The sequence below is a fragment of the Desulfofustis glycolicus DSM 9705 genome (assembly GCF_900130015.1).
GTDB lineage: Bacteria > Desulfobacterota > Desulfobulbia > Desulfobulbales > Desulfocapsaceae > Desulfofustis > Desulfofustis glycolicus.
Map to the genome: position 1 here is coordinate 38,862 of NZ_FQXS01000012.1, position 26,028 is coordinate 64,889.

Here is a 26,028-nt window from a genome sequence, read left to right on the forward strand (position 1 = left end):
TGAACCATGGCTAATAATACGAACACAAGCCGTAAAGCAATCCTGGTTACCCCGGAACTCTGTATCGGGTGTCGGGCCTGCCAGGTCGCCTGTAAATCATGGAACCAGCTGTCGGCCATCAAGACAAAAAACAACGGTACCTACCAGAACCCGCCGGACCTGGCCAGTGCGGCCTATAACATGATTCAGTACAGCGAGGTGCCGTCGGACCAGAATGCGGTACGCTGGCTTTTCCTGAGCCGGCGCTGCATGCATTGTGAGGATGCCGGTTGCATGACCATCTGTCCGTCGCCCGGTGCGTTGTATCGGACCGATGATGGCGCGGTGGCCTTTGATCGAGACAAGTGTATTGGCTGCAAGCTCTGCGTCAACGCCTGTCCGTTCGATGTTCCTCGCTATGACGCGGAGGACAAAGTGACGAAATGTCACCTGTGCTTCGATCGGATCGGTGCCGGCATGGAACCGGCCTGCACCAAGACCTGCCCCACCGGTGCCCTGAAGTTCGGAGATCGGGACGAGCTGGTCGGTGCTGCGAAGCAAGAGGGATTCGGCACCATCTACGGGGAGAAGGATCTGGGCGGCCTTGGTTCGATCTACGCATTCAAAGAAGAGCCGAAGCTGTACGGGATGAAGGAAAATCCGGAGATTCCAAGCAGTGTCGTTTTCTGGCATACCTACCTCAAGCCGCTCTCGTTGATCGGTCTGGGTGGAGTTGTTGGAGCCGCGGCGATCCACTATCTGGCGATCGGTCCCCACAAGGATCAGGAAGAGGAGGTGTGACATGGCAGAGATGGTAAGAAAATCAAGTGTCGACGAGGTCCTGAATCACTGGATACTCGCCGGAAGCTGCATCCTGCTGGTAATCACCGGGTTTGCCTTCCTGTTCCATATGGAATCGGTCGGCGGTGTCTTCGGCGGCTTTGATACGATGAAATCGGTGCATAACTGGGCGGGCGTCGTCTTCTCGGTGTCCCTGCTCTACTCCATGCGCCATTACCTTGCAGATGCACTACACTATGACGCCGACGACCGGCAATGGTTCAAGGTGGCGGGCGGCTATCTGTCCCACAAGGTAAAAGTGCCGCCGATGGGCAAGTACAATCCGGGCCAGAAGCTCTATTATCTGATTATCCTGCTGGCCGGCATCGCCATTGCGCTTTCCGGTTTCGCCATCTGGTTCATGAAGGATAACGGAAGCATAATGCTTCTTGCTCACCTGGTACACAATGTGGCTTTCGTTGTCTTTGTTGTCGTCGTGCCGGTTCATATCTATCTCGGTACCCTGGCAAATCCGGGTACTTTCGGTATCATGGTGACCGGTACCATGCCGCTGGAAACCGCCAAAAAGCGGCATCCCAAGTGGATTAGCTGATGTGTCGGTGGCAGGTGGCCAACGGCCGCTTCGCCCGATGAACAATATTCAAGGAGGGAAAAGGGGATACCACGGTATCCCCTTTTTTTACTGACGATGAAAAAAGCCCTGATCTGCATTGTTGTGCTGTTATTATTCGGCATCGCACAGGCGAGCGAAAAACGGGTTGATGTACCGATTGGCGACTCCCCGTCTCTCGGACCTGACGGTGCGCCGATAACCATCATTGAATTCATCGATTTTCAGTGACCCCATTGTGTAGCGGTCGGTCCGACCGTCAAGCAACTTGTGGCCAGTTATCCAGGAAAAATCCGGCTGGTGATCAAAAACTATCCGTACAAATATCGAGATTTCGCCCGCATTTCCGCTGAGGCTTCACTGGCGGCAAGAGAGCAGGGTAAATACTGGGAGATGCATGATCTGCTGCTGACCCGGTCTCCTGCACTGGATCGCTCCAGCCTGATCGCCTATGCCGGCGAGTTGGGGCTCGATGTTGAAGCCTTTACCGCGTCGATCGACAGCAATGCTCATGCCGGGGAGATTGACCGTGATATCGCCCTGGCCGAGTCGATCGATCTGTATAACACGCCGACATTTTTTATTAACGGTCTGCAGGTTGTCGGGGAGCGGCCCTTCGAGTATTTTAAGAAGATGATAGATGAGGAATTGACGCGGACGGGAGGGTGATCGATGAAGAAAATTGCATGGCTGCTCCTGGCCGGACTCTGCCTGCCGGCAGTTGCTGTGGCCGGGCAGTTGGCCGCCATTACCGATGCGATGCTACCCGAACAGACTCCTGAGCTGGCAGCTCGGGCCGAGCTTGGGAAAAAGCTTTTTTTTGACCGGCGACTGTCCGGCGACGGAACGATGAATTGCGGTACCTGCCACGATCCTGAACAGGGGTATAGCGATGGCATGGAAATCTCGCTCAACTACCCGACGACCAAAAACTGGCGCAATTCACCGACGGTGATCAATGTCGTCTTTCATCAACAGTTCTTCCATGATGGGCGTGCTGCAACCCTGGAGGAGCAGGCCCTGTTCCCGATGATGTCGGCCTTTGAGATGAATCAGAACCTCGATTTTCTAGAAGAAGAAATCCGATCCGTTCCTGAATATGTTGCTGAATTCAAATCAGTCTTTGGCGATGGGGATGTCACCCTGGAGCGTATTGCCATCGCCATAGCCGACTTCGAGCGGACCCTGATCTCCCGCGATGCCCCGCTGGACCGATTCCTCGATGGAGATGAAACGGCGCTTTCGCCGGATGCGCGGCAGGGCTATCAGCTGTTTATCGGCAAAGCGGCTTGTGTCACGTGTCATTACGGCCCCAATTTGATGGACAACCGCTTTCACGCCCTTTATGTTCCTGAGAATCCAGACCATCTTGAAGACCCGCGGATCACCGCTACCCGGCGTTTTGTCGCCAAGCTCCACAATTTTGAAGCGTACCGGACGCTGGACGAAGATCTTGGTCGCTACCTGATCACCAAGGATCGTGCCGATTGGAAGGCCTTCAAGACCCCGACGCTCAGAGAGATTGCCGCAACCGCACCGTACATGCACAACGGCATCTTTGCGACGCTTGATGAAGTGCTCGACTTTTTTGCCGCCGGCGGCGGCGCCGGCACCACCGCGCTGAAACCGTTGGCTCTTTCCCCGGCGGAAAAATCGCAGCTCAAAGCCTTTCTGGAAGAAGGTCTTGCCGGTGAGATCACCCCGTTAACCTATCCCAAGATACCCTAAGGAGACGCATGACCATTGATATCCCGACCTTGATTGAGCAGCGGCCGCATCTCAAGGACCCACTCGAGTTTTATGCCCGTTGGCAGCAGTTTCAGCAGGAGGTGGCAGCCTTGCTGCCGGATGACGGAGAGGACATGTCGGCCGCTGATGCCCGGGCCTATCCCCAGCAAGCGAGTGCTGCGGTCTTTCGCTTGTTTCTCGAGACCTTTGATCTGCCGGAAGAAGAGCTGGCTCCGCTCGGCCGGGCACTGGAGCAGGGCGAGCTCGATTTTATGCAACTGCCGCTCGGAGATGCTCCGATGAAGGCTGCCGAGCCGTTTACTGACGAAGAGTGGGCTTCTCTGCTGTTTCTGTTGAGCAGGCCTTATTTCCTGGCCTTGCGTGAGCGATTTGTCCTGGACGGCAGCATCTGGGAAGACGGCCGCTGCCCCCTTTGCTCGGCACGAGCTACGCTGGTTTCCATCGTGGATGGTCCGCAGCGCCGCATCCAGTGTTCGTTCTGCGGCACCTCCGGCCCGTATTCGCGGTTTATCGGCTGTCTGCACTGCGGCAGCGAGAACATCGACAAACTCAATACCCTGATGTCCGATGATGAGCCGGGATTCCGGGTAGCGACCTGCGACGAGTGTAAGACCTATGTCAAGGTTGTTGAAGATTCGGCTTTACAGAAAATGACGTTTGATCTGGCGGATCTGGCCAGTTTGCCGCTCGACCTGGTTGCTCAGGGACAGGGGTTTTCCCGGCAGGCACCCAATCCTATCGGTCTGAAAAAAATGGAATAAGCGACAATCGGCGCCGGTCAGTTCCGGCGTCCCCAAGAAAAAGGTTCTGTTGCGTCGCCAAGGGCCGCCTGATCGGGCGGCCCTTTTTTTGTCGGGCTTGTCCGGCCGGAAACGGGCAGCGCGGCGTTCCGACGAGAGAGGCGTGGCGAGCAGTCGGTCGTTGCCTGCCGGTCAGGACAGCTCCTCAAACAATTTTTCCTGATCGGGGGTGCCGATAAAGATCAATTCGTCTTCTTCTTCGATCATTGTTTCCGGATCAGGACTGATGTGCAGGTGATCATGTTGCCGGATGGCAATAATGCTGAGGCCGGTTTTTTCGCGGATACCGCAAGTCATTATCGAGGTGCCGGCGTAATGCGTTCCGGCCTGGCGCTGAAGCACGACAAGACCTTCGGTAAAGAGTGAGATCTCGTTTGGCTGCAGCAGTTGAAAAATGATCCCGGCGCCGAGGGAGGCGTAGGACATGACCTGGTCGGCACCGGCCATATGCAGTTTGGCTACGCTTCTTTCGAGAATCGATCTGCTGATGATCTGCATATCAGGGCGAAGTTGCCGGCAGTAAAAGGTCAGATAGATATTCATATCATCACTGTGCGTGGTGATGATAACCGATTTGACCTGCTCGATACCGGCGCTTCTCAAGGTGTCAAGATCTGCGGCATCGCCGCAGATGGTTTTCTCGCGGTAGGCACCAGTGCCGATGTTGGATCGTTTTTCGACAATGCGGAAGTTGATACCGTATTGATCAAGTGTTGCCGCTGCCACCTGACCGACCCGGCCGCCGCCGAGGATCAGCACTTGCGGAATGTCGGGGGACTGCTGGATGGCGACGGTGAAATGCTCGTCGAAGGCTTTGAGTTGTCCACTGGTGCCGGCCAGAATTAAAATGGTCTGAGCGGAGATACGTGTTTCCGGGTTGGCGACGATGAACTTGCCTTTTTCCATCATACCGATCGCCGTGACCCCGGTGGCTTGCCGAATACCGGCCTGGGCAAGGCTCTTCCCCTCCAGGCTGGTGTAGCGCACCGGCAGCTCGGAAATGAGCAGATCACCGAAGCGGCCGATCATGGTGGTTCCCAGGCCAACGCCAAAGGCCCTTCTGGCAAGGGACACGCCGAGCATGGTCATGAATTCGTAGACGCTGACATTGCCGGAATACTCGAGGATATCGATGGAGTGTTTGTTGGCGGCATTGGTGACAATCGGCACATCCTCACTGACTTGGCGAATGGTAAAGCAGATATTGGTGCTGATCAGATCGTCGTTGGTCACGACGATCAGTGCCGCTTTGTCCGTCTGAGTCTGGCGGTAGGTCTCTTGACGATCCAGGTCGCCGACGATTACCCGGTAACCTTGATCGAGCAGGGTTGCGGCATGCTGCTGGCTTCCGGTGATGACGGCGTAGGGAACCTGCCGTCGGTTAAGGTAGTCGATCAAGCGCGTGGTGATTGGATCGACAGAAGTGATCAGCACGTGCCCTTCGGTTTCATTCGGGAGTTGCCGTGGGGTCCGGGCCTTTTCCTGGGCCTCGAGCCAGGGCGCGTAGAAGAATTGGATAAAGGTGAAGGGCAGAATGATGAGCAGAAAGAGCACGCCTGAAACGAGGACGAATATCGAAAAGACCCTGCCGAGATCACTGTTAAAGGTAATATCGCCGAAGCCTAGCGTCGACATAACCGTCAGTGTCCAGTAAACACCGGTCACCCAGGAGAAATCCTGACCTTCGTATGCCATCAGCAGGTGAAAAAGGATTGAATAAAGACAGATGACTGACAGTAGGAAGGCGAGGAATTTGGACAAGACCACCACGTTTCGTTTGGTCGTCTTATCCTGAAAGAAAAACATCAACTGGGGTACGACGAATTTCATACAGCCACCTCAGTGGGCTAAGCGATTATCGGGAGAGCAAAGAGCCTGGGCACCAGGTGCAGCTTGGCAGCAATACATGGTCATGCCCCCCCTGGACGGGACGTCACAACAAAACATGAAATCGGTGTCGTGGTTCAAAGGGCTGGCCGGTCCTGCCTCCAGCAGAACCGGCCAGCCCGGGGGACTGATGTTCACATAAAATATCAGGGTCGGGGCAGCAATAGTTCGACCGTCCATAACGGAACCTGAAGGCAATAAAACTATAGCATATCGACGGTTGATTCGGAAACCGTGCTGTGGGACATAAAGCTGGTCAGCCTGTCCATCGAAGCATCACGTCTCATCGGTGGGTGACGACCGGGCGTGGAGGAGCCGGTAGGAAATGGCAGCAAGCAGCAGGCCAAGGGCCAGCCCGTACCAGGGAAACCAGGAAAAAGATTGGCGAAAGGCCTCGTTTTCAAGCAGTTCGGGCGACAGCAACGGCTTATCCAGAAGCAGACCGTTGCGCACATGGCTGATCAGCAACGCAAAAAAGACGCCGATCAAGCCATAGGCCAGATTGAAGAGCAGGCCCTTGAAACTGAGCACGGTAGCCCGCCTCGCCGATGCGGTGGCGCGATTGAGATAGTGGCTGGTGAAAAAGGAGGTGAGCAGCAGGCCGATCATCACCCCGGCCATCGGCAGGACGCCGAGATACGGGAAAAAGCCGCTCAGCCCCCACAAGGTTGCCAGTGTCAGCAGGCCCAGCAAGCCGCAATTGGCGGCCGGCGAGAAGCGTTCGACCAGCCATTCCGCGCACTTGGGAACCAGCAGGCCGAGCAGAGAGAAGGATGCCATGATCATGCCGAAGCTCGCCTCCGGCAGTTGAATCAGGCGAAAATATTGGCTGGCCAGCGTGATAATGAGCCGCAGGAGATGGTCGTAAAACATGCCGAACAGGATGACGGCCAGCGCAAACGGCGTGTGCAGAATCCAGCGACCGGCCTGCATGGTCAGTAAAAAAGCCTTGCGTATGGTCGCCAGTGAAACCGTTTCCCCGTTGCTGCGCTCCTGCAGGCCGATGGTCGCGAAGAAGGCGCCGATGGCGAGTAGCAGGGTCAGATAGATGGGAAAGCGCATGGTGACCTGTTGGCTGACGACCTGATCGATGGCCAGCCAGGAGAGTAGCCGATTAATCAAGTCGGGATCGTAGACCAAGGCGCCAATGGTCATCGCCACGACTCCGGCCAGGGCCTGCAAGCGCATCAGGACACTGAGCACTCGCGGCCAGTGGTCGGGGTTGCCGTCTTCGAGCAGAGAATCGTAGGCGATCGCTTCGTCGGCCCCGCTGGCCATCGCTTCCGCCAGGCCGCTCAGTATCCGGTTGATGAGAAAGGCCCAGAATACCACGGTGCTATTGGCCAACGGGACAAAGGCGAGCAGGCTCATTTCAGCTATCATCAGCAGTGCGGTCAGCACCAGCAGGCGCCGGCGGCCGATCAAATCGGCCATTGCCCCGGACGGAATTTCGGCGCTCACGATACTAACCGCCCAGACGGCGTTGAGCAGCGCAAATTGCTCGATGGTCAAACCATAATCGAGGAAGAGAACGGTGAAGACCGGATAGTAGAAACGGGCGTTGAACAGAATCCTGAAGGCAATGAACAGGCGGATATTGGGGATGGAGAAGCACGATCGCTCCTCCCTGCCGACGGGCCGGTGATCAGCGACGATGGACATTGAATCGTCCTTCCAGGTGATGGACCCCGAGCGAAAGGGTTAGGCAGAGAACGAGGTAGATGGCGGTGATGGTCAGCCACACCTCGATGGAGGCCTGGGTCGAAGCCATGACCTGGAGCCCTTGAAAGGTCAATTCCTGGATGGAAATGATGGACACGATCGAAGAATATTTGATCGTGTTGATGAATTCATTGGCCAGCGGCGGCAGCATCAGCCGCAACGCCTGGGGTAGGATGACGAAGAAGCGTTGCTGCCAGCGCGTAAAACCGAGGGCCCGAGCGGCGTCCCATTGCCCGGTATCGATGGCCTCGATGCCGGCCCTGACGATCTCGGTGATGTAGGCCGACTGGAACAGACCGATGGTGACAACGCCGGACAGAAACGGAACGATCAGGCCGGGCGGTGCAGCCAGGATGGCCAGTCGCTCCTGCCACGCCGGAGTCAGGCTGCGGACGAAACCCTCGATGCCGATGGCCGGCAGGATCTGGTTACTGACGAAGAAATAGAAGATGAAGATCAGCACCAGGGGCGGTGTGTTGCGGATCAACTCGACAAAGGTTCGGGAGCACAGCCGAGGAAAGAGTCCACGGGCGGTCCGGGCGATGCCGATAAACAAGCCGAGAACGCCGGCGATGAGCATTCCCCAGATGCTCAAGCGGATCGTGGTGAACAGCCCCTCGAGCAGGATGTTGGGCAGCCAGCGACCGCTGCTGTCGTCGTAACGGACGAGATAGGTCGGGATGATCGACCAGTTCCACTGGTAATTGAGCGCAAAGGCGAGCCGGTAGACGATGAACGAAATCAGTCCCAGCAAGCCGGCGATCAATACCAGATCGAGCAGAGAGAGTGCAGATGAGCGGCGGTTCATAATGGATCGAGCCCGGAACGGGACTCACCGGGGAAGCGTGGTCAATCCGGGCATCTCGTCGGAATAGAGCGGGCAGCCGCTATTTGACCTGGTCGATCCAGTCGCGGGTCTCAAACCAGTAATGGTGCCGCTCGCTGAGCCATCCCTCTTCCCTAACGCCGGTTATCCAGGAATTGAAGAAAGCGAGTGCGTCGGGATCTCCTTTGCGTAGTGCGAAGCCAATCGGTTCTTTGGTAAAAGTGCCCTCGATCGGTAAAAACAGGGTATCACTGTAGCTCAGTGCTTCAAAGGCAGGTTTCGGGGCATTGCCGATCACGGCGTGGACATTGCCGTTGCGCAGCTCCTGGTAGGCCTGGGGCTCGGTCTCAAACATGCGCAGGGTTGCCTGCGGCAGGTATTTTCTGGCCGCGGTGACGGCACTGGTGCCGAGTTTGACGGCAATTTCCACGTCAACTTTGTTAAAATCGTCGAGCGTGTCGAAGCCGGCGGCCCGTTCCCGGTGAGCGACGATGGCCATGCCGGAATAGTCGTAAGGCTGACTGAAATTGACTTTGAGCGCCCGTTGCGGCAGGATGCCCATGCCGCCGATAATCACATCGAACTTACCGGTCAGCAGGGCCGGAATGATGCCCGACCAGGCTGTCGGCACGAATTCAACGGTGACGCCCATATCCTCGGCCAGCCGTCTGGCCACGTCGATTTCAAAGCCGATGAACTGACCATTCTTATCTTTCATGGCCCAGGGCTCGAAGGTATCCATGCCGACCTGCAGGACGCCGCGTTTGACGATCTGCTCAATCACGCTGGCCCGCGCCAGATCGTTCTGGATTGATGCGGCCAGGGCCAGGCCGGGGCCGGCGGCAAATACGAGGAACATGAAGGTAAGAACAACGATGGAACGTTTCAGTCTGGTCTGCAGCATGTCATCTCCTCCTCGGCGAAAAATGATGACTGATAGTGACGGTAAGCGGTGCAATCGTGTGGTCAGGAAATCTTGAGACGACTTTCCAGGAAAGCTACCAGGAAAGACAGGGTAACGGTAATCACCAGATAAAGAATGGCAACGGTGAACCAAACTTCAAAGGTCAAAAAAGTTTCTGAAATCAAGGCTTGCGCCTGCATGGTCAAATCATAGATGGCGATGGTGGAGACGAGTGCCGAATCCTTGATCAGAGAAATGGCCTGACTGGTTAACGGGGGCAGAACGACACGAATCGCTTGCGGTAAAATGATAAAGCGGTAGATCAAATGCTGTTTCAGGCCGAGACTCGCGGCAGCTTCCAACTGGCCTTTCTCGACGGACAGAATGCCAGAGCGGAAAATCTCCGATGCGTAGGCGCCTTCAAACAGGCTCAGGGCCAGTACTGCGGCGGGAAATCGCCCCAGTCCGAACACCGGGCCGAGCACGAAATAGATAAAGAAGATCTGGATGAGCAGCGGGGTGTTGCGAATGACCTCCAGATAGCCACGGGCCAGCAATTGACCGACGGGCGAACCGGAGAGCCGCAGCAGGGCGATGAACATGCCGATAAGAAAGGAAAAAATCATGCTCAGTGCAGAGATCTGCAGAGTGACGCCGAGGCCGTAGAGCAGTGGGCCGGGGGTGATCCCGGCATCGGAGATGGTAAACAGGAACGGTTTGACGCGGTGCCACTGCCAGTTATAACCGAGTGTTGCAAAACTTTTCGACAGAAGCCAGCCGAGCAGTACCAGCAGCAGGGAGAAACGGATGGTGTCGATGATCGGTGCGCGATACCGAGCAGCAACGATCGTCGCTGCTCGGCTAAGCCGTGCGTCGGCCATCAGCTGGAGCGCTTTTCGCTGAGCGTCTCGCGCACCGTTTCGGTGATCTTACGAAAGTCGATCTTGCCGCTGCCCATTTTCGGCAGGTCATCGAAGACGAGGAATTGTTTGGGCAGGGCGATTTTCGGCAATTGTTCGGCAAGCTTTTTCATGATGGCTTTTTCATCGAGCGATTCGGTGGTCACGGCGATGATCTTGGCGCCCTTGGTCGAGTCGGGTACCTCGACAACGCAGCATTGGACATCCTCCGGCAGAATTTTTTCCAGGATGGATTCGATCTTGACGAGGGAGATCATCTCGCCGCCGATTTTGACGAAGCGTTTGATTCTGCCAACATGCCAGAGATAGCCGTCGTCGTCGATGTTGCCCATATCCCCCGTGTCGTACCAGCCGTGACGGATATGCAGCGAGGTCTGCTCGAAGTCGTCGTAATAGCCTTTCATCACATTGTCGCCCTTGACGAGGATCCTGCCGTCCTCGCCGGGGCCGCATTCTTCGCCGGTCTCGTAATTCTCGATCCTGACCTGGACGCCCGGGATCGGCTTGCCGACACTGCCTGCTCGGTTGTCATTGGGAGAATTGGCCGAGATGACCGGGGAGCATTCGGTGGCGCCGTATCCCTCGTAAAGGGTCTGGTCGTGTTTTTCCTTAAAGGCGTCCCGCAGGGCATCGGGACATTTGTCGGCACCGACCAGGGCGATGCGTAGCGAATCGAAGTCGCCTTTTTCCGATTTGCGCAGGTACCCCCAGAAAAAGCTGGGCGTACCGACCATCAGTGTGGCCTTGTGATCCCTGACGATTTCGCAGATGGTACGGTAATCGAGCGGGTTTGCGTAGGAGAGGATGGTGCAGCCGTGGATAACCGGCACCCACAGATTGACCGTCAGGCCGAAGACGTGGAAATAGGGCAGTGACGACAGGAACTTGTCTTCCCGTGTAAAGCCAAACCGCTCGGCGGCGCCGAGTACGTTGGCCGCAATATTCTTGTGGGACAACTGTACCGCTTTCGGGTCTTTCTCGCTGCCGCTGGTAAACAGGATGACCGCGACATCGTCATCCTGGCCGCTGCTGACGAGTGATTTTATCACCGCGGCCGGCAGTTTGGCCAACAGAGCCGCTTTTACTTTCTGCAGGCCGCTCAACCCCTCCATGATGTCTTCGATATAGATCATCCCCTCGACATAGGGACAATCGATCTTCTCCAGCAACGCGCGGGACGTTATAACCGTATGGAAACCACATTTTTTCTGGGCATAACGGACATTCTGGTCGGCACCGGTGGAGTAATTGATCATTACCGGGATACGGCCGCACATCAGCAAGCCGATTTTGGACAGAATACAGCCGGCCGAAGTCGGCAGCATAACCCCGACAAACCCCTTGTCGTAGGATTTGAAAACGGAGGAGAGCAGAAGAGAGGCGAGGAGCGCCCGATGATAGGAGACTTCCTTGTTGGTTGTGAAGTCGTGGATAGCCAGCGAATCGCCCATCTTCTTGGCGATATCGATAAAATGGTGATGAAGCAGCACGAGTCTTCCTCCTGGTTGAAAGAAACCCGAGGGGCCCAGCGTCGATGCCGCCGAAACCACCGCCCGGATCGTCACGCGGGACGGCGTGACCAACGTCTCTCTGGCCGCTCCTGTTTGATTGATAACTGTCTGAAATCGCTCAGTCTGAAGTTTGGCTCAGAGGCTTTTGGGACACGTTTGCAATTGAGTACCATGTTTGCTCCTGTTTGGCAACAAACGGAACGGCAGCGATTGGCTCCACGGCTGATCTGCAGCTATCCGGTGCACCGTGGAGCCATAAGGGGCTCGGTGTCGGACAGTTGACAGTCAGGCATCAGCTTTGTCGGTCATCGTTCGCGGCAGGTCCGAGCGGATCTTGACGCCGAGTTTCGGAAATCGAGCCGCCTGGTCGATCAAGTTGCCCCGGCCCTGGCTGATTTTGGTCAATGCTTTGTCGTAGGTGTCCTTGCAGGTGTCGATCTGGCGTCCGAGGCGTTCCATGTCCTCGAGGAAGGCGACCAACTTTTCATAAAGCATGCCGGCCCGGTGTGCAATTTCCAAGGCGTTGCGGTTCTGTCGTTCAAGCTGCCAGAAGTGCTCGATGGTGCGAAGCGTGGCGAGCAGCGTAGTCGGCGTGACGATAATGACATTTTTCGAATACATCTCGCCGACCAGGTCTTCCTCGGCCTGGATTGCGGAGATAAAGGCGGCGTCGATGGGCACGAACATCAATACGAAATCAAGGGTTCGCAACCCTTTGAGGGAGCGATAATCTTTTCCTGCCAGGCTTTTCAGGTGTTGCCGCAGTGCCTCGACATGTTCGGCCAGAGCCCGGCTGCGCTGCGTTTCATCGTCTGTCTCGATGTAGCGTGTCCAGGCCGACAGTGAGACCTTTGAATCAATGACGATATCACGTTGTTCCGGCAGGCGGACAATCACATCGGGGCGAAACAACCGGTTGTCGCCGTCTCGCAGCCCGACTTGTGTTTCGTACTCGTGACCGCGCCGCAGCCCGGATTGTTCAAGAAGCTTTTCCAGCACCAATTCTCCCCAGGTCCCCTGCAATTTCCGGTCGCCGGAGATGGCCCTGGCCAGATTGGCGGCTTCGTCGTTGATCCGGCGGTTTAATTCCCGCAGATGGACGATTTCCTGCTTGAGTGCAGCATGCTCTCTGGTTTCTTCGAGAAAGGCGTGTTCCACGGTTCCTTTGAACGCGTGCAGTTGTTCCCGGAATGGTTGTAGCAGCCCCTCAAGCCGCTCGCTGGAGAGCCGGCTGAAACTGCTGGTTTTTTCATCGAAGATTTCCTGGGCGAGGCTTTTGAACTGGAGACGTAGATCGTCTCCGGCCTGCTGCAGCAGCGTGATTTTTTCTTCTGCGTGTGCCCGTTCCAGCGTCGACCGCTCTTCAAGTGCGGCGGCCCGGCCGGCCAGGGCCTGGGACCGGCTTTTCCAGTACAGCAGGCGCCAGCTGGCAATCGTAAGAAGCAGGAGCAGAACCAGCCCCGCCGCCGCCAGGGAGAGTGTAGCAGCGGGAGATGCCGATTCGGCCAGGGTCAGCAACCGTTGCCAGGTGGTCATCTGCTTACATCCGGTTTGTCGCTGGCCGGTACAGCAGGTGCCACCCGATGGTTAGCGGAAACCAGGTTAAAACCTGTACCGCCGTTGGTCGAGACTCGGCAGATAAGGCCGCAAGACAGCAGCTGGCTGGAGAAACGATCAGTCCTGGCGTACGTGACAGTGCTTGTCATTGTTTATAGAGAGTTCGACTCATGGAGTTTTTATGAACATCAGTGCCCCGGGCTGGTCGGTGCTGCCGGAGGCTGCATCGCGAAGGCCCGGCGGGCCGGAGAATCAGGCCCGAAGGGCTGCGGACAGGCCATGGATGGCCTGTCTGCCGGCCTCGGAGGCCAGCCGATCAGGCCGCAGCGCAGCAGCCGGAGGCAGGACCGGCCAGCCCTTCCGCCTGATCTGATAGTCAGCTTGGGATTTCATAGTCAGCGGGGGACAGGTTAAAACCTGTCCCGCCGTTGCTTGAGGTTCACCGTTGCTTGAGGTTCAGCCCGGCGGCCAGGTCATCGGGCGACCGCCGAGGATGTGCATGTGCAGGTGGAAGACCGTCTGGCCGGCTTGCTCGCCGTTGTTCAGCACGACCCGGAAGCCCTCACCGATGCCGTTTTGCGCGGCAAGTTCGGCGCCCACGCGCATCATTTTGCCGAAGAGCTCCTCGTTACCGGCCGTGATTGCGGCCGGCCCGTTCAGGTGCTTTTTCGGGATGATCAGGAAATGCTGGGGGGCCTGGGGGGAGATATCCCGGAATGCCAGGATATCGTCGTCCTGATAAAGGGTCTCTGCCGGGATGTCGCCGGCAATGATTTTGCAGAACAAACAATCGGTCATCGGTACCTCACGGGAAAAGATTGGTTTACGGTTCGCGTCAGGGGCTCTATACGAAAACGGCGGGACAGGTTTTAACCTGTCCCCCGCTCACCTTCAAAAACCAACCGGCCATTCCGACCACGGCGTTGATTTTAATCGTTCGTTGCGACGCCCCGTCAGGGGTTATAGGTAAAGTGCAAAGCATCGCTGCGAATACCGATTTTTACCAGGCCGCCGCGGGCCAGTTCGCCGAACAGGATTTTTTCAGCCAACACATCGCCAATTTCACGCATGATCAGACGGCGCAGCGGGCGGGCGCCGTAATCCGGGTCGTATCCCTTGGTCGCGAGCCATTCCCGGGCCACGGAGGTTAGTTCGATCTTGACCCGTTTCTCGGAGAGCTGCGCCTCGAGTTCACCGATCAGCTTGCCCACCACCTGTTGCATCGCGTCGTTGTTCAGGGCACTGAACGTGACGATGCCGTCGAGGCGATTGCGAAACTCCGGTGAAAACAGTTTTTCCACCGCCTTGTTGCTGCCCTTTTTGGTTTTGTCTCCGACAAAACCAATCGCATTTGCTGCCAGCTCCCGGGCACCGGCGTTGGTGGTCATGATGATGATCACGTTGCGGAAATCGGCCTTGCGCCCCGAATTGTCGGTCAGTGTCGAATGGTCCATGACCTGCAGCAGAATGGAGAAGATGTCCATGTGCGCTTTTTCAATCTCGTCGAGCAGCAGTACCGAGTATGGGTGTTTGCGAATGGCTTCGGTGAGCAGCCCGCCCTGGTCGAAGCCGACATAGCCCGGAGGGGCGCCGATCAGCCGGGCAACCGCGTGTTTCTCCATATATTCCGACATGTCAAAACGCTCGAAATGCACCGCCAGCACTCTGGCCAGCTGACGGGCCACTTCGGTCTTGCCGACGCCGGTCGGGCCGGCGAACAGAAAACTGCCGGTCGGCGAATCGGGATTGCCGAGACCGGCCCGGGAGCGTTTGACCGCCTGGACAATCGCGTCGATGGCCGGGTCTTGGCCGAAAATGACCGATTTTAGAGTCGTGTCAAGCACCCGGAGCGATTCCATGTCGGCAGCTTTCCTGGTTCGTGCCGGAATGCGGGCGATCCGGGAGACGACCCGTTCGACATCGGGTACCTTGACGATGGTGTTCTGGCGGTCTTCAAGCCGGAACAGGGAACCGACTTCATCCATCACATCGATGGCCTTGTCGGGCAGGAAACGCTCGTTGAGATACCGATCGGAGAGTTCCGCCATGGCCCGGACGGCCGCCTTTGAGTAGCGGATATGATGGTGCTCTTCATAACGGGATTGAAGGCCGCGCAGAATTTTCACCGAGTCGTCGACTGACGGTTCTTCGATATCGATTTTCTGGAAACGGCGGGATAGAGCCCGATCCTTTTCGATCTGATTCTTGTACTCCTCGTAGGTGGTCGAGCCGATGCAGCGCAGAATGCCCGATTGCAGTGCCGGTTTCAGCAGGTTCGAGGCATCCATCGAGCCGCCGCTGGTGGCGCCGGCACCGACGATGGTGTGCATCTCGTCGATGAACAGGATAGCGTTCTCCTTCTTCTCGATGGCCGCCACCACACCTTTGAGCCGTTTTTCGAAATCACCGCGGTATTTGGTGCCGGCTACCAGGGTTCCCATGTCCAGCTGGTAGATCTCGACATCCTGCAGCAACTGGGGCACCAGTGAATTGTCCCCACGGGACCGGGCCACCTTGTCCTCGTGGATCCGTAGCGCCAACCCTTCCGCCATCGCGGTCTTGCCAACGCCGGGTTCACCGACCAGCAGCGGGTTGTTTTTTTTGCGCCGGCAGAGGACTTGCATCATCCGGTTTATTTCTTCGTAGCGGCCGATCAACGGATCGATTTTCCCTTCTTCGGCAAGCCGGGCGTAATTGATCGTGAAGTCGGCCAGGGCCCGGTCTTCCTTGTCGTTTTTGCCGGTCTGCGGCTGTTGCCGGGGATCCGGTGGCGGGTGAGGCAGTGGTTCCTGCTGCAGCCCCTCCGGAAGTTCATGGGTGATCAGGTTGACCACGGCCATCCGGCCGACTCCGACCGAGCTGAGAAAGTAGACGGCATGGGATTCGGTTTCGGAGAAGATCGCCACCAGGACATCACCGGAGTCGACTTCTTTTTTGCCGCAGCTCTGGACGTGGGCCACGGCCCGCTGGAGTACGCGGTTAAAGGCGATGGTCTGGGTCGGATCACCGCCGGTGGCGGCGGTGATGGTCGGAATCTCTGTGGACAGAAACGACTCGAGCCGTTGTTTCAGTGTTTCCACGGAACCGCCGCACTCCCGGATGATATAGGTGGTCAGTTCATCGTAAAGAAGTCCGTAGAGCATGTGTTCGACGGTGACGAACTCATGGTTGTGCAGCTTGGCTTCCTTGATGGCCCTGATCAATGATGCTTCTAACGTTTTACTTAACATAAGGTGCTACTCGCTGGTCGTGGAGGTGTACGGCTAATCTTTTTCCATGCTGCAACGCAGTGGAAATTCGTTTTTCTTGGCCAGTTCATGGACGATGGCAATCTTGGTCTCGCAGATCTCCCGGGTGTAGACGCCGGCCACGCCGACGCCTTCGGTGTGGACGTTGAGCATGATCCGGGTCGCTTCCTGCTTCGATTTCTGGAAGATGTTCTCCAGAATCGAAACCACGAATTCCATGGTCGTGTAATCGTCATTGTGCAGGAGCACTTTGTAAAACGGCGGCTCCTTGGTTTCAACGTTGTCTTCGGTCAGTGTCGACCCGTGCAGTTCCCCTTTCCTGTCTCCCATCTCGTTTTTCGTCTCGTCTCGATTCTTCCGGTTACGACTCTGTAATGGGAACCTTGAAAAAATGTCATTTCGCCCAATCTCATCGTTGCGCAATCAAATTTTATCCTCGGAATATCTTTTATATGCCTGCGGTAAAATTATCTTGCGCGCCTCGATCTTGAACGAAATTCCGAATTTTTCAAGCTCCTTTAATGTCTGAACTAACAATAATCCCGATCAAACGCTTTTCAACAGATCATCTCGTCGGCGGACGCGGCGTGGCCGCTGCCGTTATTGTGACGAGCATCTCCTCAAGGATGATATGCGCCGGCAGCGGCGTCCCCTTGAGTCTGAACTCCGCTTCCAGCAGACGGGTCAGCCCGTGCTTCAGGGTCGGTAGCGACCAGTCTGCGGCCTTGCTGAAGCTCATGAACAGAGCGTATGGGTGCCCGGTGAGCAGTTCCGGCCACCGGCCACCATCCTTGAGGGCCGGCAGGTAGCTGCTTTGAAACTGGGAGCTGCTCATCGAGCGGCTCCAGGCCGGTTGCGGCAGGAGTTGCAGGGATTTGAAAATGAGCAGGCGGCGCAAAAAGTTACGCAGGGTGGCAATGATGGCCAGCGCGTGAATGCCGTCACGCAGCAGCTGGTGCAGGATAATCAACGCCTGTGACGTGTTGCGGGCGGCCACCGCCTCGCTTAATTCGAATACCGCTTCTTCCCTGGTACGGCCGATCAGCAGGTCCAGATCGGCGCCGGTGATCTGGGTGCGTTCGTCGGCATAGAGCGCCAGCTTCTCCACCTCCCTGACTACCGCAACGGGATGACAGCCGATGCGCTCGAAGAGTTGTTCGAGAACCTGCGGTTCGATAGTCTTGCCCAATTCTTTCAGCGTGGCCGCGGCCAACTCTCTGACGATGCCTTTCTGCTGATCCTGAGCCGCCCGCGAAGCACCTTCGGCGATGCTGCAGTCGACCACCTGACCATGTTTCTTGATGGCGTTATAAAGCCGCTTGCGTTTGTCTACGGTTTCCGCGAGCAGCAGCAGGATATTGCGACCGGGCAGACCGTTTTCGATGGCCGTGATCAGCCGCTCGGTGGCATCACCGCCTCCGGCCGGGGCCGGCGGACGGTGTCGGGCGAGAATTTCATCAGCCCAGGCCGGATTGTCGGCCGGTCGCGAAAAGCCGAAAGCGGTCTGCCATTGCTGCTCGGACAGCGCCGTGAAGATGCCCGGCTGTTCGTCGGTCAACGCGGCCAGGGCGAGCAGTTGCGCCAGATAACGGGCACTGCTCTCCGTCTTGTTGTCCTGGTGGGCTTTATGGGCCTTATCCCAGAGCTCCGGGCCGACGGCCCGGGAAAGAAAGAGCCGGCTGTCGCTGACCCGGTAGACTTGCCAGCCCGGCAGTAAACTCAGACTCTGCAGACGGGAGAGGATCCGGGCCGGGTCTTCCGCCGCGCCGTCGATGGCGTGGCTGGTACCGCCGCCGTGCTCGAGGAAGGCCTGCTCGATGGAGGCGGCCGCTTGCCGGCAGAGGTATCGTTCGCCGCAGCAGAGATAGATCTGTTTCGGGGCACCGCGAGTGATCTCGTCGAGGATGGTGCCGAGGTCACTTCGTTTATGCACTGCCATCAATTCACCTTTCGGGTGCGGGTGGACGCCATATCGTGCCGAACAGCCCGGTGGCTCGGAGGCGGGAACCTGCGGCCGGTCAGTGATGCACCGGTCTGTCCGGCGCGTATTCCGGCCGCACCGTGCACGACTGCACGTATGGTAGCCGTGTCCTGACGATAATTCAACAGCGAAGAACGGACCTGCAGCCGGAGCGTGCAACTCCGGCTGTACGGGGTCAGCGGAGGCTATCGTTGAAGGCTTGCAGGATATCGTTGCCGGGGCAGAGCTCTTTCTCTCCAAGCCGGTTGAGCGGTGTTGTGATCGTGTTGTTGATATCGTGAAAGTCGCTGCTGTCGGGATTGAGGAACAGAATACCGGTTAGTACCTGGGATGCGCTCCTGGCCTGCTCGAGCGCATTGATCGCCTCTTGCCTGTTGGTAATGATTTCCTTGTCTTCCCGCTTGTAGAGGCTGATCATCGAGCCGTCGTGCAGGGTCACCGGGATACTCGAACCGTGCGGGTAGTCGGTGGTGATTTCCTGGCGGAGCGGGATGAAGTCGAAGGTGTTGGTGATTTCCATGTGCTCCCGGACCCAGGAATAGCTCTTCGTCGATGTCGGCGCATTGTTGAAGGTGACGCAGGGGGAGACGACGTCGACGAACGCCAGCCCTTTATGGGCGATCGCTGCCTTGAGCATCGGTACCAGTTGTTTCTTGTCCCCGGAGAAGCCACGGGCAACAAAGCCGGCTCCGAGACCGAGGGCCAGCTCGCAGAGATCGATGGATTCCAGTGCCACCGGGGCGCCTTTCCGGCTTTTCGAGCCCTTGTCGGCAGTCGCCGAATCCTGCCCTTTGGTCAGGCCGTAGCAGCCGTTGTTCATGACGATGTAGACCATGTCCAGGTTGCGGCGGACGACGTGGGTAAATTGGCCCATGCCGATGGAAGCGGTATCACCGTCCCCGGAGACACCCAGGTAGATCAACTCACGGTTTGCCATGTTGGCTCCGGTGGCCACCGACGGCATCCGGCCGTGTACCGAGTTGAATCCGTGTGAGCGGTTCAGGAAATAGGCCGGTGTTTTCGATGAACAGCCGATGCCGGACAGTTTGACGATTCGGTGGGGCTCGATCGACATTTCGAAAAATGCGGTAATGATGCTGTTGACGATGGAGTCGTGGCCGCAGCCGGCGCACAGGGTCGAGATCGACCCTTCGTAGGCCGTGCGCGTGTAGCCGAGCTGATTCTTGTGGGCCTCGGGGTGACGGAAGGTTGGACGTGTGTAGCTCATGACAGTCCCTCCGGGGCTGCCGCCCGATTGCTGGCAGGGATGGCCTGTCTGGTGCCAAGCAGGGCGGAGTGGATCTGGTTGGTGATCATCCGGGCGGTAATCGGCAGACCGTTGAAATTGATTACCGGCTTCAGTTTGCCCGGTGCTAACTGGCATTCGCCGGCGAGCAGGATGCGCATCTGGGCGTCGCGGTTCTGTTCGATGATGAAGACCGTATCGTGGCGGTCGATGAACTCAAAGACCTCCTTTTGGAAGGGAAAGGCCTTGATGCGCATGCTGTTCAGGATGATGTCGCTTTCCTTCAGGCGATCAAGGGCTTCGAGGGCGGCCGCTGTCGTCGAGCCGTAATAGATCACGGCGCAGTCCCCCCGGTCGTTGCGAATGGTGCATTCCGGCAGCGGCACCAGGCAGCGGGCCGTTTCCCACTTGTTGAGCAACCGTTTCATGCCCCGCTCATAAGCGGCGCTCTCCTCGGTGTAGGCGGCGTATTCGGTGTGCGAGGTGCCGCGGGTGACATAGGCACCTTTTTCAGGGTGAGTGCCGGGCAGTGTGCGGTAGCAGATGCCGTCACGGTCGATGTCGAGATAACGCCCCCATTTCTTTTCCAGCCGATCGAGCTCGTCGGCGCCAAGCACCTTGCCGCGGTCATAGCGCCGCTCGTCCGGCCAGCTGAGCGGTGCGCTGAGATGATCGTTCATGCCGAGATCCAGGTCGCTCATGACGATGACCGGGGTCTGCAACCGATCGGCCAGATCGAAGGCATCGGCGGTCATCGTAAAACATTCGTTAGGGTCGGCGGGCACCAGCAATACGTTGCGGGTATCGCCGTGGGAGGCGTAAGCACACGCCAGCAGGTCAGACTGCTGCGTCCGGGTGGGCATACCGGTGCTCGGGCCACTGCGCTGGACATCGATCAGCACCACCGGGATTTCGGCAAAGTAGGCCAGGCCGAGAAATTCCGCCATCAGCGAGATGCCGGGGCCCGACGTGGCGGTAAAAGAACGGGCGCCGTTCCAGCCGCCGCCGATGGCGATACCGATCGCCGCCAGCTCGTCTTCCGCCTGGACCACCGCATAGCGCCGCTGACCGGTATCGGGATCGATTCGGTAGCGGCCGGCGAACCGCTCAAAGGCTTCGATCACCGACGTCGACGGGGTGATCGGGTACCAGCCGGCAACCGTCGCCCCGGCGTAAAGCGCGCCGAGTGCCGTGGCGCTGTTGCCGTCGAGCAGGACTCGGTCTCCGACCACAGCCGAGGGCCGGATGGACAGTGCGCAGCTATTGCGGTGATGCTCACGGGCATACTGGAACCCGATCTCGATGGCGGTAACGTTTGGTTCAGCCAGTTTCGGTTTTTTCGCGAATTGTCGCTGCACCGCCTCGACGACCGGTTCGAGGCCGATATCGAGCAGGTGGGCGAGCGCGCCGATATAGATGATGTTCTTCATCAACTGACGGACCCGGTTGTCGCTGAAGGCTTCGTTGCACAGCCGGGTCAGTGGGATGTCGATGATCGTCAGGTCGTCGCGTCGGAAACTGTCGGGTAGCGGTCTGGTTGAATCGTAGAGGAAATAGCCGCCCGGCTCGACCATCCGGTAATCTTCCTCCATGGTCTGGCCGTTGACCGCTACGACAAAATCGGCGCCGCCCCGGCGCCCGAGATAGCCCCGTTGATTGACGCGCACCTCGTACCAGGTGGGCAATCCCTGGATGTTCGAAGGAAAGACGTTTTTCGGGCTGACCGGCACGCCGAGCCGATAGACGACCTTGGCAAAGAGATTGTTGGCGCTGGCCGATCCGGAGCCGTTGACGTTGGCGAAGCGGATGACGAAATCGTTGATACGGGAGATTTTCTTCATGAGTCTCCGGCGAGTGCGGATTGATAGACGAATTTGACCATTGTCCAGGCCGCGGTCGGGCAGCGTTCGGCGCACATCCCGCAGTGCAGGCAGACATCCTCGTCCTTGACCATGACCCTGCCGGTCGGCAGGGTTTCCGAAACGTAGAGATCTTGGGTTTTGTTGCGGGCCGGCACCAGGAGCCGCTCTCGCAGCTCGTCCTCTTCGCCGTTGTCGGTGAAATTGATGCAGGTCGTCGGGCAGATGTCCACGCAGGCATCGCATTCGATACAGAGGGAATAGTCAAAAACGGTCTGCACGTCGCAATTGAGGCAGCGTTTCGCCTCTGTCTTGCCGACAGTCGAAGGAAAGCCGAGTTCCACCTCGATGAGCCGGTCGTGCAGCGACTTGGCCTTGTCGACGGTGGGCACCACCTGACGACCGTCTTCGATGACCTGGCTGTCATAGATCCAGTCATGGAAACCGAGCTTCTGATCGGCCAGAGAGACAGCCGGCGCCGGTCGCCGATGCAGGTCTTCGCCACGGCAGAACAGGTCGATGGAGATCGCCGCCTGGTGACCGTGCTCGACGGCGATGATAATATTGCCCGGCCCGAACGCCGCATCGCCGCCGAAAAAAACCGAAGGAACGCTCGATTGCAGTGTGTTCGGGTCGAGCACCGGCAGTCCTTTGTCGTTGAACTCAATGGCGCTGTCCGGGGCGATGAACGGGAAGGCGTTTTGCTGGCCGATGGCCAGCAGAACCTCGTCGCAGGGCAAAAACACCGGTTCTTCCCCGGTGGAGACGAGCCGACGCCGTCCGTTTTTGTCGTATTGGGGTTCGACCCGGTCAAAACGCATGCCGACCAGGATGCCGTCGTCGACCACGAATTCGAGCGGGACATGATTGTCGATGATCGGTATATCCTCGGCCATGGCGTCCTCGATCTCCCACTCGGAAGCTTTCATTTCCGATTGCGGGCTGCGCACCACCACCGTGACGTCCTCTCCACCGAGTCGTCGGGCGGTGCGGCAGCAGTCCATGGCGGTATTGCCGCCGCCGAGTACCAGCACCCGCCGGGAAATGGATTCGACATGACGAAAGACGACACCGGCCAGCCAGTCGATACCGATGTGCACGAACTTATCAGCCTCGCTGCGGCCGGGTAGGTCGGGCAGATCCCGGCCGCGAGGGGCGCCGGTACCGACGAAGATAGCGTCGTAGCCCTGCTCGATGAGATCCTGCAGGTCGGCGACGTAGGTGTTGAAACGGGTGGTGATGCCGCCCCGGTCGAGGATATAGCCCATTTCCGTGTCGATCACTTCTTCGGGCAGGCGAAACGAGGGGATCTGGCTGCGGATGAAGCCGCCGGCCTTGGACTGATCGTCGTAGAGATCGAGTTCATAGCCGAGCAGGGCGAGATCGCGGGCCACCGTCAATGAGGCCGGGCCGGCACCGACCAGGGCCACGCGTTTACCGTTTTTTCCCCGGGGGACCGGCGGGAGCAGCGGCAGGACGTCATCGCGATGATCGGCCGCCACCCGTTTCAGACGACAGATGGCCACCGGGTCCTCCTCGACGCGTCCGCGCCGGCAGGCCGGCTCACAGGGACGGTCGCAGACCCGGCCGAGAATACCGGGGAAGACATTGGAGTGCCAGTTGAGCAGGTAGGCGTCGGTATACTGCTCGTGGAGGATCAGGCGAATATATTCGGGTACCGCCGTATGTGCGGGACAGGCGAATTGGCAGTCGATTACTTTGTGGAAATACTCGGGGTTCTTGATATTCGTCGGCTTCACGGTGAGCTGCTCGCGGTTGGTGGCGATGATCGGCCTGGGGCGCCGGCCGGTCGGTTCAAAAACGGTATCGTCACGGTCATGAGCCTTTTGCAAAACTTGGATTTTCGTTCAAAATCAAGGCATGCGAAAAATTTTACCGCAGGCATATACATGATATTCCGAGGATAAAATTTTGAGCATAACGCAGAGTTTGGGCGAAAAGATTGTTTTGCAAATGGCTCTCATGGATAACAATAGATAGTAGCAAGAAGCGGGATAAAAGCCAAGCGCGGTAAAACGGCTCGGCTATTACCGCTGCCGACGATACCCGTTGATAATCATTATCGACCGACCATAAGGTAACGATTGCTCCTGAGAAGGCAACAGTTTTCCGCATGATATGCGACAATCCGGAACAGGTGCGGCAGGCATGCGCGCCGCTACCGGTTGCCGGAGTACCGCAGGTCCGCTCCGGCAGGGGAGGATCGGGTGAAAATGATTGTACTTTTTCTGCAATTTGTAGCAGTATACAACGATACCTGATGGTTGCGGATCTATTTCCAGGAGATTGTCATGAAGAAGACTGAGATCGATTATTGGATCACCGCCTTGTTGGAGGCCCACCCCAATGTTTCAGACCTCAATATCACCGTCGGTAAAACCCTGCAGGTCGAGTCGGCCGGTGTGCTTGTTCCGGTCGAGGTAGAGCCGCCGATTAAAGAGTTGACCCCGTTTCAGACTGAGGTGTTTGCGCTGAACCTGATCGGCAAGAACAAGCGTTTGCTTGCCGATCTGGTGACCAACGGCTCTTGTGACCTTTCCTATGCACTCAGCGACACTGCCCGTTTCAGGGTGAACATTTTTACCCAGAAAGGCTATATCACGACAGTGCTCAGGAGGCTCGAGACCAAAGTGCCGAGCATCGAAGGTATGAATTTCCCGCCGGCTTTTGCCAAAATGGCCCGGGAACTCAACGGGCTGATCATTTTTACCGGCGCCACCGGGACCGGTAAAACAACATCGTTGGCTGCGCTGCTCAACAGGATCAACGAAGAGCGATCGGTCCACATAGTGACCTTGGAAGATCCCATCGAATATGTCCACGAGCATCGGAAGGCAACCTTCAATCAACGGGAACTCGGTAACGATTTCAGTAACTTTGCGATGGGTATGCGGGCAGCTTTGCGGCAGGCGCCAAAAGTCATTCTTGTTGGCGAGATGCGCGATCGGGAAACCATGGAGATCGGCCTGACCGCTGCTGAGACCGGACATCTCGTCCTGTCGACACTGCATACCATCGATGCCGGCCAGGCGATCAACCGTGCGCTCGGTATGTTCGAGCAGGAGGAGCAGCCGCAGATCCGGAACCGTCTCGCCGATACCATCCGCTGGGTCGTCAGTCAGCGACTGCTGCCGCGCATCGGCGGCGGGCGGATTGCGGCCATGGAGATTCTCTGCACCAGTCTGCGGGTCAAGGACCTGATTCTCAACGGCGAAAGCGAAGAAAAGACCTATTACAACGTCATTAAATCCGGCTCGGCGCTGCAGATGCGCACGTTTGACCAGCATATCCTCGAATTGTTCGCCGACGGGCTGGTCACCGAGGAAACGGCGATTACCTATTGCTCGTATCGCAACGAGATCTATCGCGGTATCGACCGGATCAAGGCGACCCGCGGCGAGGCGACGTCGAGTCTGACCGGGCTGGCCATGGAAGAGCAGGAAGAGGAGAAAAAATTCGGCTTTTGACCGGCCCGCGTATCGATGTGCGGTGGCCGGCGCCAACGACATCAGTGGAGCTTGAAAAAATCGCAATTTCGCTCAAGATCGAGGCGCGCGAGAAAATTTTACCGCAGGCATCGATGATATTCCGAGGATAAAATTTGATTGCGCAACGATGAGATTGGGTGGAGTGACAATTTTTCAAGATTTCCATAAACCAGTGACCAGGTGAGCGCCATGAAGATTGTTTGCACAGCCTGCGGCAAAGCGCACAAAACAAATGCCAAACTGGAAACGAGCTTGAAGAGCCTGCAGCCCGGTTCCAGTTTGCGCATGAAATGCCTGCAATGCGGGGAACAGATAGTGCTCGGCAGGGAATTGCTCGGCAAGGCAGCTTCATCGTCCGGGCAGCAGACGGCACAGCCGTTCGTCGCCAAACGGATCAAACCGCCGGAGCCGCCCGATACGTCTTGGCTCGAAGACGGTATCTTCGAGGAAGACGAGATCGTCTCAGATATCCCGCAGTCGATGGTTCTGATGCCGGAGGGCCCCGGTCGCGAGCAGGTGGTCAAGGCCTTGACCGGACTCGGCTACCGGGCGGAAACGGCGATGGATACGAACCATGCACTTGAGCGGATGCAATTTTTCAACTATTCGAGTATCGTCCTGCATTCGGGCTTCACCGGGGACCGCCTGGCCGATAACGAGTTTCACCGCTTCATGTGTGCGATGAACATGGCCCGTCGTCGATACATTTTTTATGTGCTCATCGGTTCCGAGTTCAAGACGTTCTACAACATCCAGGCCTTGGCGGAATCGGCCAACCTGGTGGTCAACGAGAAGGACACCCCCTATTTTGGGGTCATTCTCCGCAAATCCATACCCGACTATGAAGAGTTGTTCGGGCCGTATATGGAAGAACTGAAGGTACAGAGAAAATAACGATCATGCTGGGCTACCAATCATT

Annotated in this window: 22 protein-coding genes and 1 pseudogene; 9 read left to right on the forward strand and 14 right to left on the reverse strand. The window is 57.5% G+C overall.

The window, feature by feature from the left end:
* Positions 1–6 precede the first annotated feature (6 nt).
* The 6 genes and pseudogenes from BUC26_RS11065 (at position 7) to BUC26_RS11085 (ending at position 3,900) form a co-directional block, all read left to right on the forward strand.
* Positions 7–780, forward strand: a complete 774-nt coding sequence (locus BUC26_RS11065) for a 4Fe-4S dicluster domain-containing protein (RefSeq protein WP_073375994.1) — start codon at positions 7–9, stop codon at positions 778–780.
* Between the two features lies 1 nt (position 781).
* Positions 782–1,372, forward strand: a complete 591-nt coding sequence (locus BUC26_RS11070) for a formate dehydrogenase subunit gamma (protein ID WP_073375995.1) — start codon at positions 782–784, stop codon at positions 1,370–1,372.
* Positions 1,373–1,468: 96 nt separating this feature from the next.
* Complete coding sequence (locus BUC26_RS23580) at positions 1,469–1,621, forward strand: hypothetical protein (protein ID WP_161949839.1); 153 nt, start codon at positions 1,469–1,471, stop codon at positions 1,619–1,621.
* A gap of 12 nt (positions 1,622–1,633) precedes the next feature.
* Positions 1,634–2,059: pseudogene (locus tag BUC26_RS11075) on the forward strand (DsbA family protein); the annotation flags it as partial.
* Positions 2,060–2,062: 3 nt separating this feature from the next.
* Complete coding sequence (locus BUC26_RS11080; RefSeq protein ID WP_073375998.1) at positions 2,063–3,118, forward strand: cytochrome-c peroxidase; 1,056 nt, start codon at positions 2,063–2,065, stop codon at positions 3,116–3,118.
* A gap of 8 nt (positions 3,119–3,126) precedes the next feature.
* Positions 3,127–3,900, forward strand: coding sequence for a formate dehydrogenase accessory protein FdhE domain-containing protein (locus BUC26_RS11085; protein ID WP_073375999.1), 774 nt, complete (start codon positions 3,127–3,129; stop codon positions 3,898–3,900).
* A gap of 171 nt (positions 3,901–4,071) precedes the next feature.
* Here the strand turns inward: BUC26_RS11085 and BUC26_RS11090 are convergent, their stop codons facing one another.
* From BUC26_RS11090 to BUC26_RS11120, 7 genes are all read right to left on the reverse strand, one after another.
* Positions 4,072–5,769 carry a potassium channel family protein gene (locus BUC26_RS11090; protein WP_073376000.1) on the reverse strand — a complete coding sequence of 566 codons (1,698 nt, stop codon included), beginning with the start codon at positions 5,767–5,769 and terminating at the stop codon, positions 4,072–4,074.
* A gap of 333 nt (positions 5,770–6,102) precedes the next feature.
* The gene (locus tag BUC26_RS11095) at positions 6,103–7,488 is read right to left on the reverse strand and encodes an MFS transporter (protein WP_073376002.1); all 1,386 of its coding nucleotides are present in this window, start codon (positions 7,486–7,488) and stop codon (positions 6,103–6,105) included.
* Entirely contained in the window at positions 7,472–8,356 is an 885-nt protein-coding gene (locus tag BUC26_RS11100; protein ID WP_073376004.1) for an amino acid ABC transporter permease, read from the reverse strand. Before BUC26_RS11100 ends, BUC26_RS11095 begins: the two co-directional genes overlap by 17 nt.
* Positions 8,357–8,435: 79 nt before the next feature.
* A complete protein-coding gene (locus BUC26_RS11105; RefSeq protein ID WP_084540603.1) occupies positions 8,436–9,278 on the reverse strand; it encodes a transporter substrate-binding domain-containing protein in 843 nt (280 codons plus the stop codon).
* Between the two features lie 62 nt (positions 9,279–9,340).
* Positions 9,341–10,159, reverse strand: a complete 819-nt coding sequence (locus BUC26_RS11110; protein WP_073376006.1) for an amino acid ABC transporter permease — start codon at positions 10,157–10,159, stop codon at positions 9,341–9,343.
* Complete coding sequence (locus tag BUC26_RS11115; protein ID WP_208609772.1) at positions 10,159–11,688, reverse strand: AMP-binding protein; 1,530 nt, start codon at positions 11,686–11,688, stop codon at positions 10,159–10,161. The genes BUC26_RS11110 and BUC26_RS11115 overlap by 1 nt, the downstream gene beginning before the upstream one ends.
* Positions 11,689–11,994: 306 nt before the next feature.
* Positions 11,995–13,245: a DNA recombination protein RmuC gene (locus BUC26_RS11120; protein ID WP_073376008.1), complete on the reverse strand. Its 1,251-nt coding sequence runs from the start codon at positions 13,243–13,245 to the stop codon at positions 11,995–11,997.
* Between the two features lie 202 nt (positions 13,246–13,447).
* Here BUC26_RS11120 and BUC26_RS23585 point away from each other — a divergent pair, with 202 nt between their 5' ends.
* Entirely contained in the window at positions 13,448–13,639 is a 192-nt protein-coding gene (locus BUC26_RS23585; protein WP_161949840.1) for a hypothetical protein, read from the forward strand.
* 83 nt (positions 13,640–13,722) lie between these two features.
* On the opposite strand, the gene BUC26_RS11125 is transcribed toward BUC26_RS23585, so the two are convergent.
* The 7 genes from BUC26_RS11125 to BUC26_RS11155 form a co-directional block, all read right to left on the reverse strand.
* Complete coding sequence (locus BUC26_RS11125; RefSeq protein WP_073376010.1) at positions 13,723–14,064, reverse strand: histidine triad nucleotide-binding protein; 342 nt, start codon at positions 14,062–14,064, stop codon at positions 13,723–13,725.
* A 155-nt stretch (positions 14,065–14,219) separates the two neighbouring features.
* Positions 14,220–16,496, reverse strand: coding sequence for an ATP-dependent Clp protease ATP-binding subunit ClpA (gene clpA, locus BUC26_RS11130; RefSeq protein ID WP_073376012.1), 2,277 nt, complete (start codon positions 16,494–16,496; stop codon positions 14,220–14,222).
* A 33-nt stretch (positions 16,497–16,529) separates the two neighbouring features.
* Positions 16,530–16,844, reverse strand: coding sequence for an ATP-dependent Clp protease adapter ClpS (gene clpS, locus BUC26_RS11135; RefSeq protein WP_073376014.1), 315 nt, complete (start codon positions 16,842–16,844; stop codon positions 16,530–16,532).
* A gap of 235 nt (positions 16,845–17,079) precedes the next feature.
* The gene (holA, locus tag BUC26_RS11140) at positions 17,080–18,453 is read right to left on the reverse strand and encodes a DNA polymerase III subunit delta (protein ID WP_073376016.1); all 1,374 of its coding nucleotides are present in this window, start codon (positions 18,451–18,453) and stop codon (positions 17,080–17,082) included.
* A gap of 217 nt (positions 18,454–18,670) precedes the next feature.
* The gene (locus BUC26_RS11145; RefSeq protein WP_073376018.1) at positions 18,671–19,723 is read right to left on the reverse strand and encodes a 2-oxoacid:ferredoxin oxidoreductase subunit beta; all 1,053 of its coding nucleotides are present in this window, start codon (positions 19,721–19,723) and stop codon (positions 18,671–18,673) included.
* On the reverse strand, positions 19,720–21,582 hold the full coding sequence (locus BUC26_RS11150) for a 2-oxoacid:acceptor oxidoreductase subunit alpha (protein ID WP_073376020.1): 1,863 nt from the start codon (positions 21,580–21,582) through the stop codon (positions 19,720–19,722). The genes BUC26_RS11145 and BUC26_RS11150 overlap by 4 nt, the downstream gene beginning before the upstream one ends.
* The gene (locus BUC26_RS11155; RefSeq protein WP_073376134.1) at positions 21,579–23,360 is read right to left on the reverse strand and encodes an FAD-dependent oxidoreductase; all 1,782 of its coding nucleotides are present in this window, start codon (positions 23,358–23,360) and stop codon (positions 21,579–21,581) included. The genes BUC26_RS11150 and BUC26_RS11155 overlap by 4 nt, the downstream gene beginning before the upstream one ends.
* Positions 23,361–23,912: 552 nt before the next feature.
* Here BUC26_RS11155 and BUC26_RS11160 point away from each other — a divergent pair.
* Both BUC26_RS11160 and BUC26_RS11165 read left to right on the forward strand, forming a co-directional pair.
* A complete protein-coding gene (locus BUC26_RS11160; RefSeq protein WP_073376022.1) occupies positions 23,913–25,088 on the forward strand; it encodes a type IV pilus twitching motility protein PilT in 1,176 nt (391 codons plus the stop codon).
* 210 nt (positions 25,089–25,298) lie between these two features.
* Entirely contained in the window at positions 25,299–26,003 is a 705-nt protein-coding gene (locus tag BUC26_RS11165) for a hypothetical protein (protein ID WP_073376024.1), read from the forward strand.
* Positions 26,004–26,028: the final 25 nt, after the last annotated feature.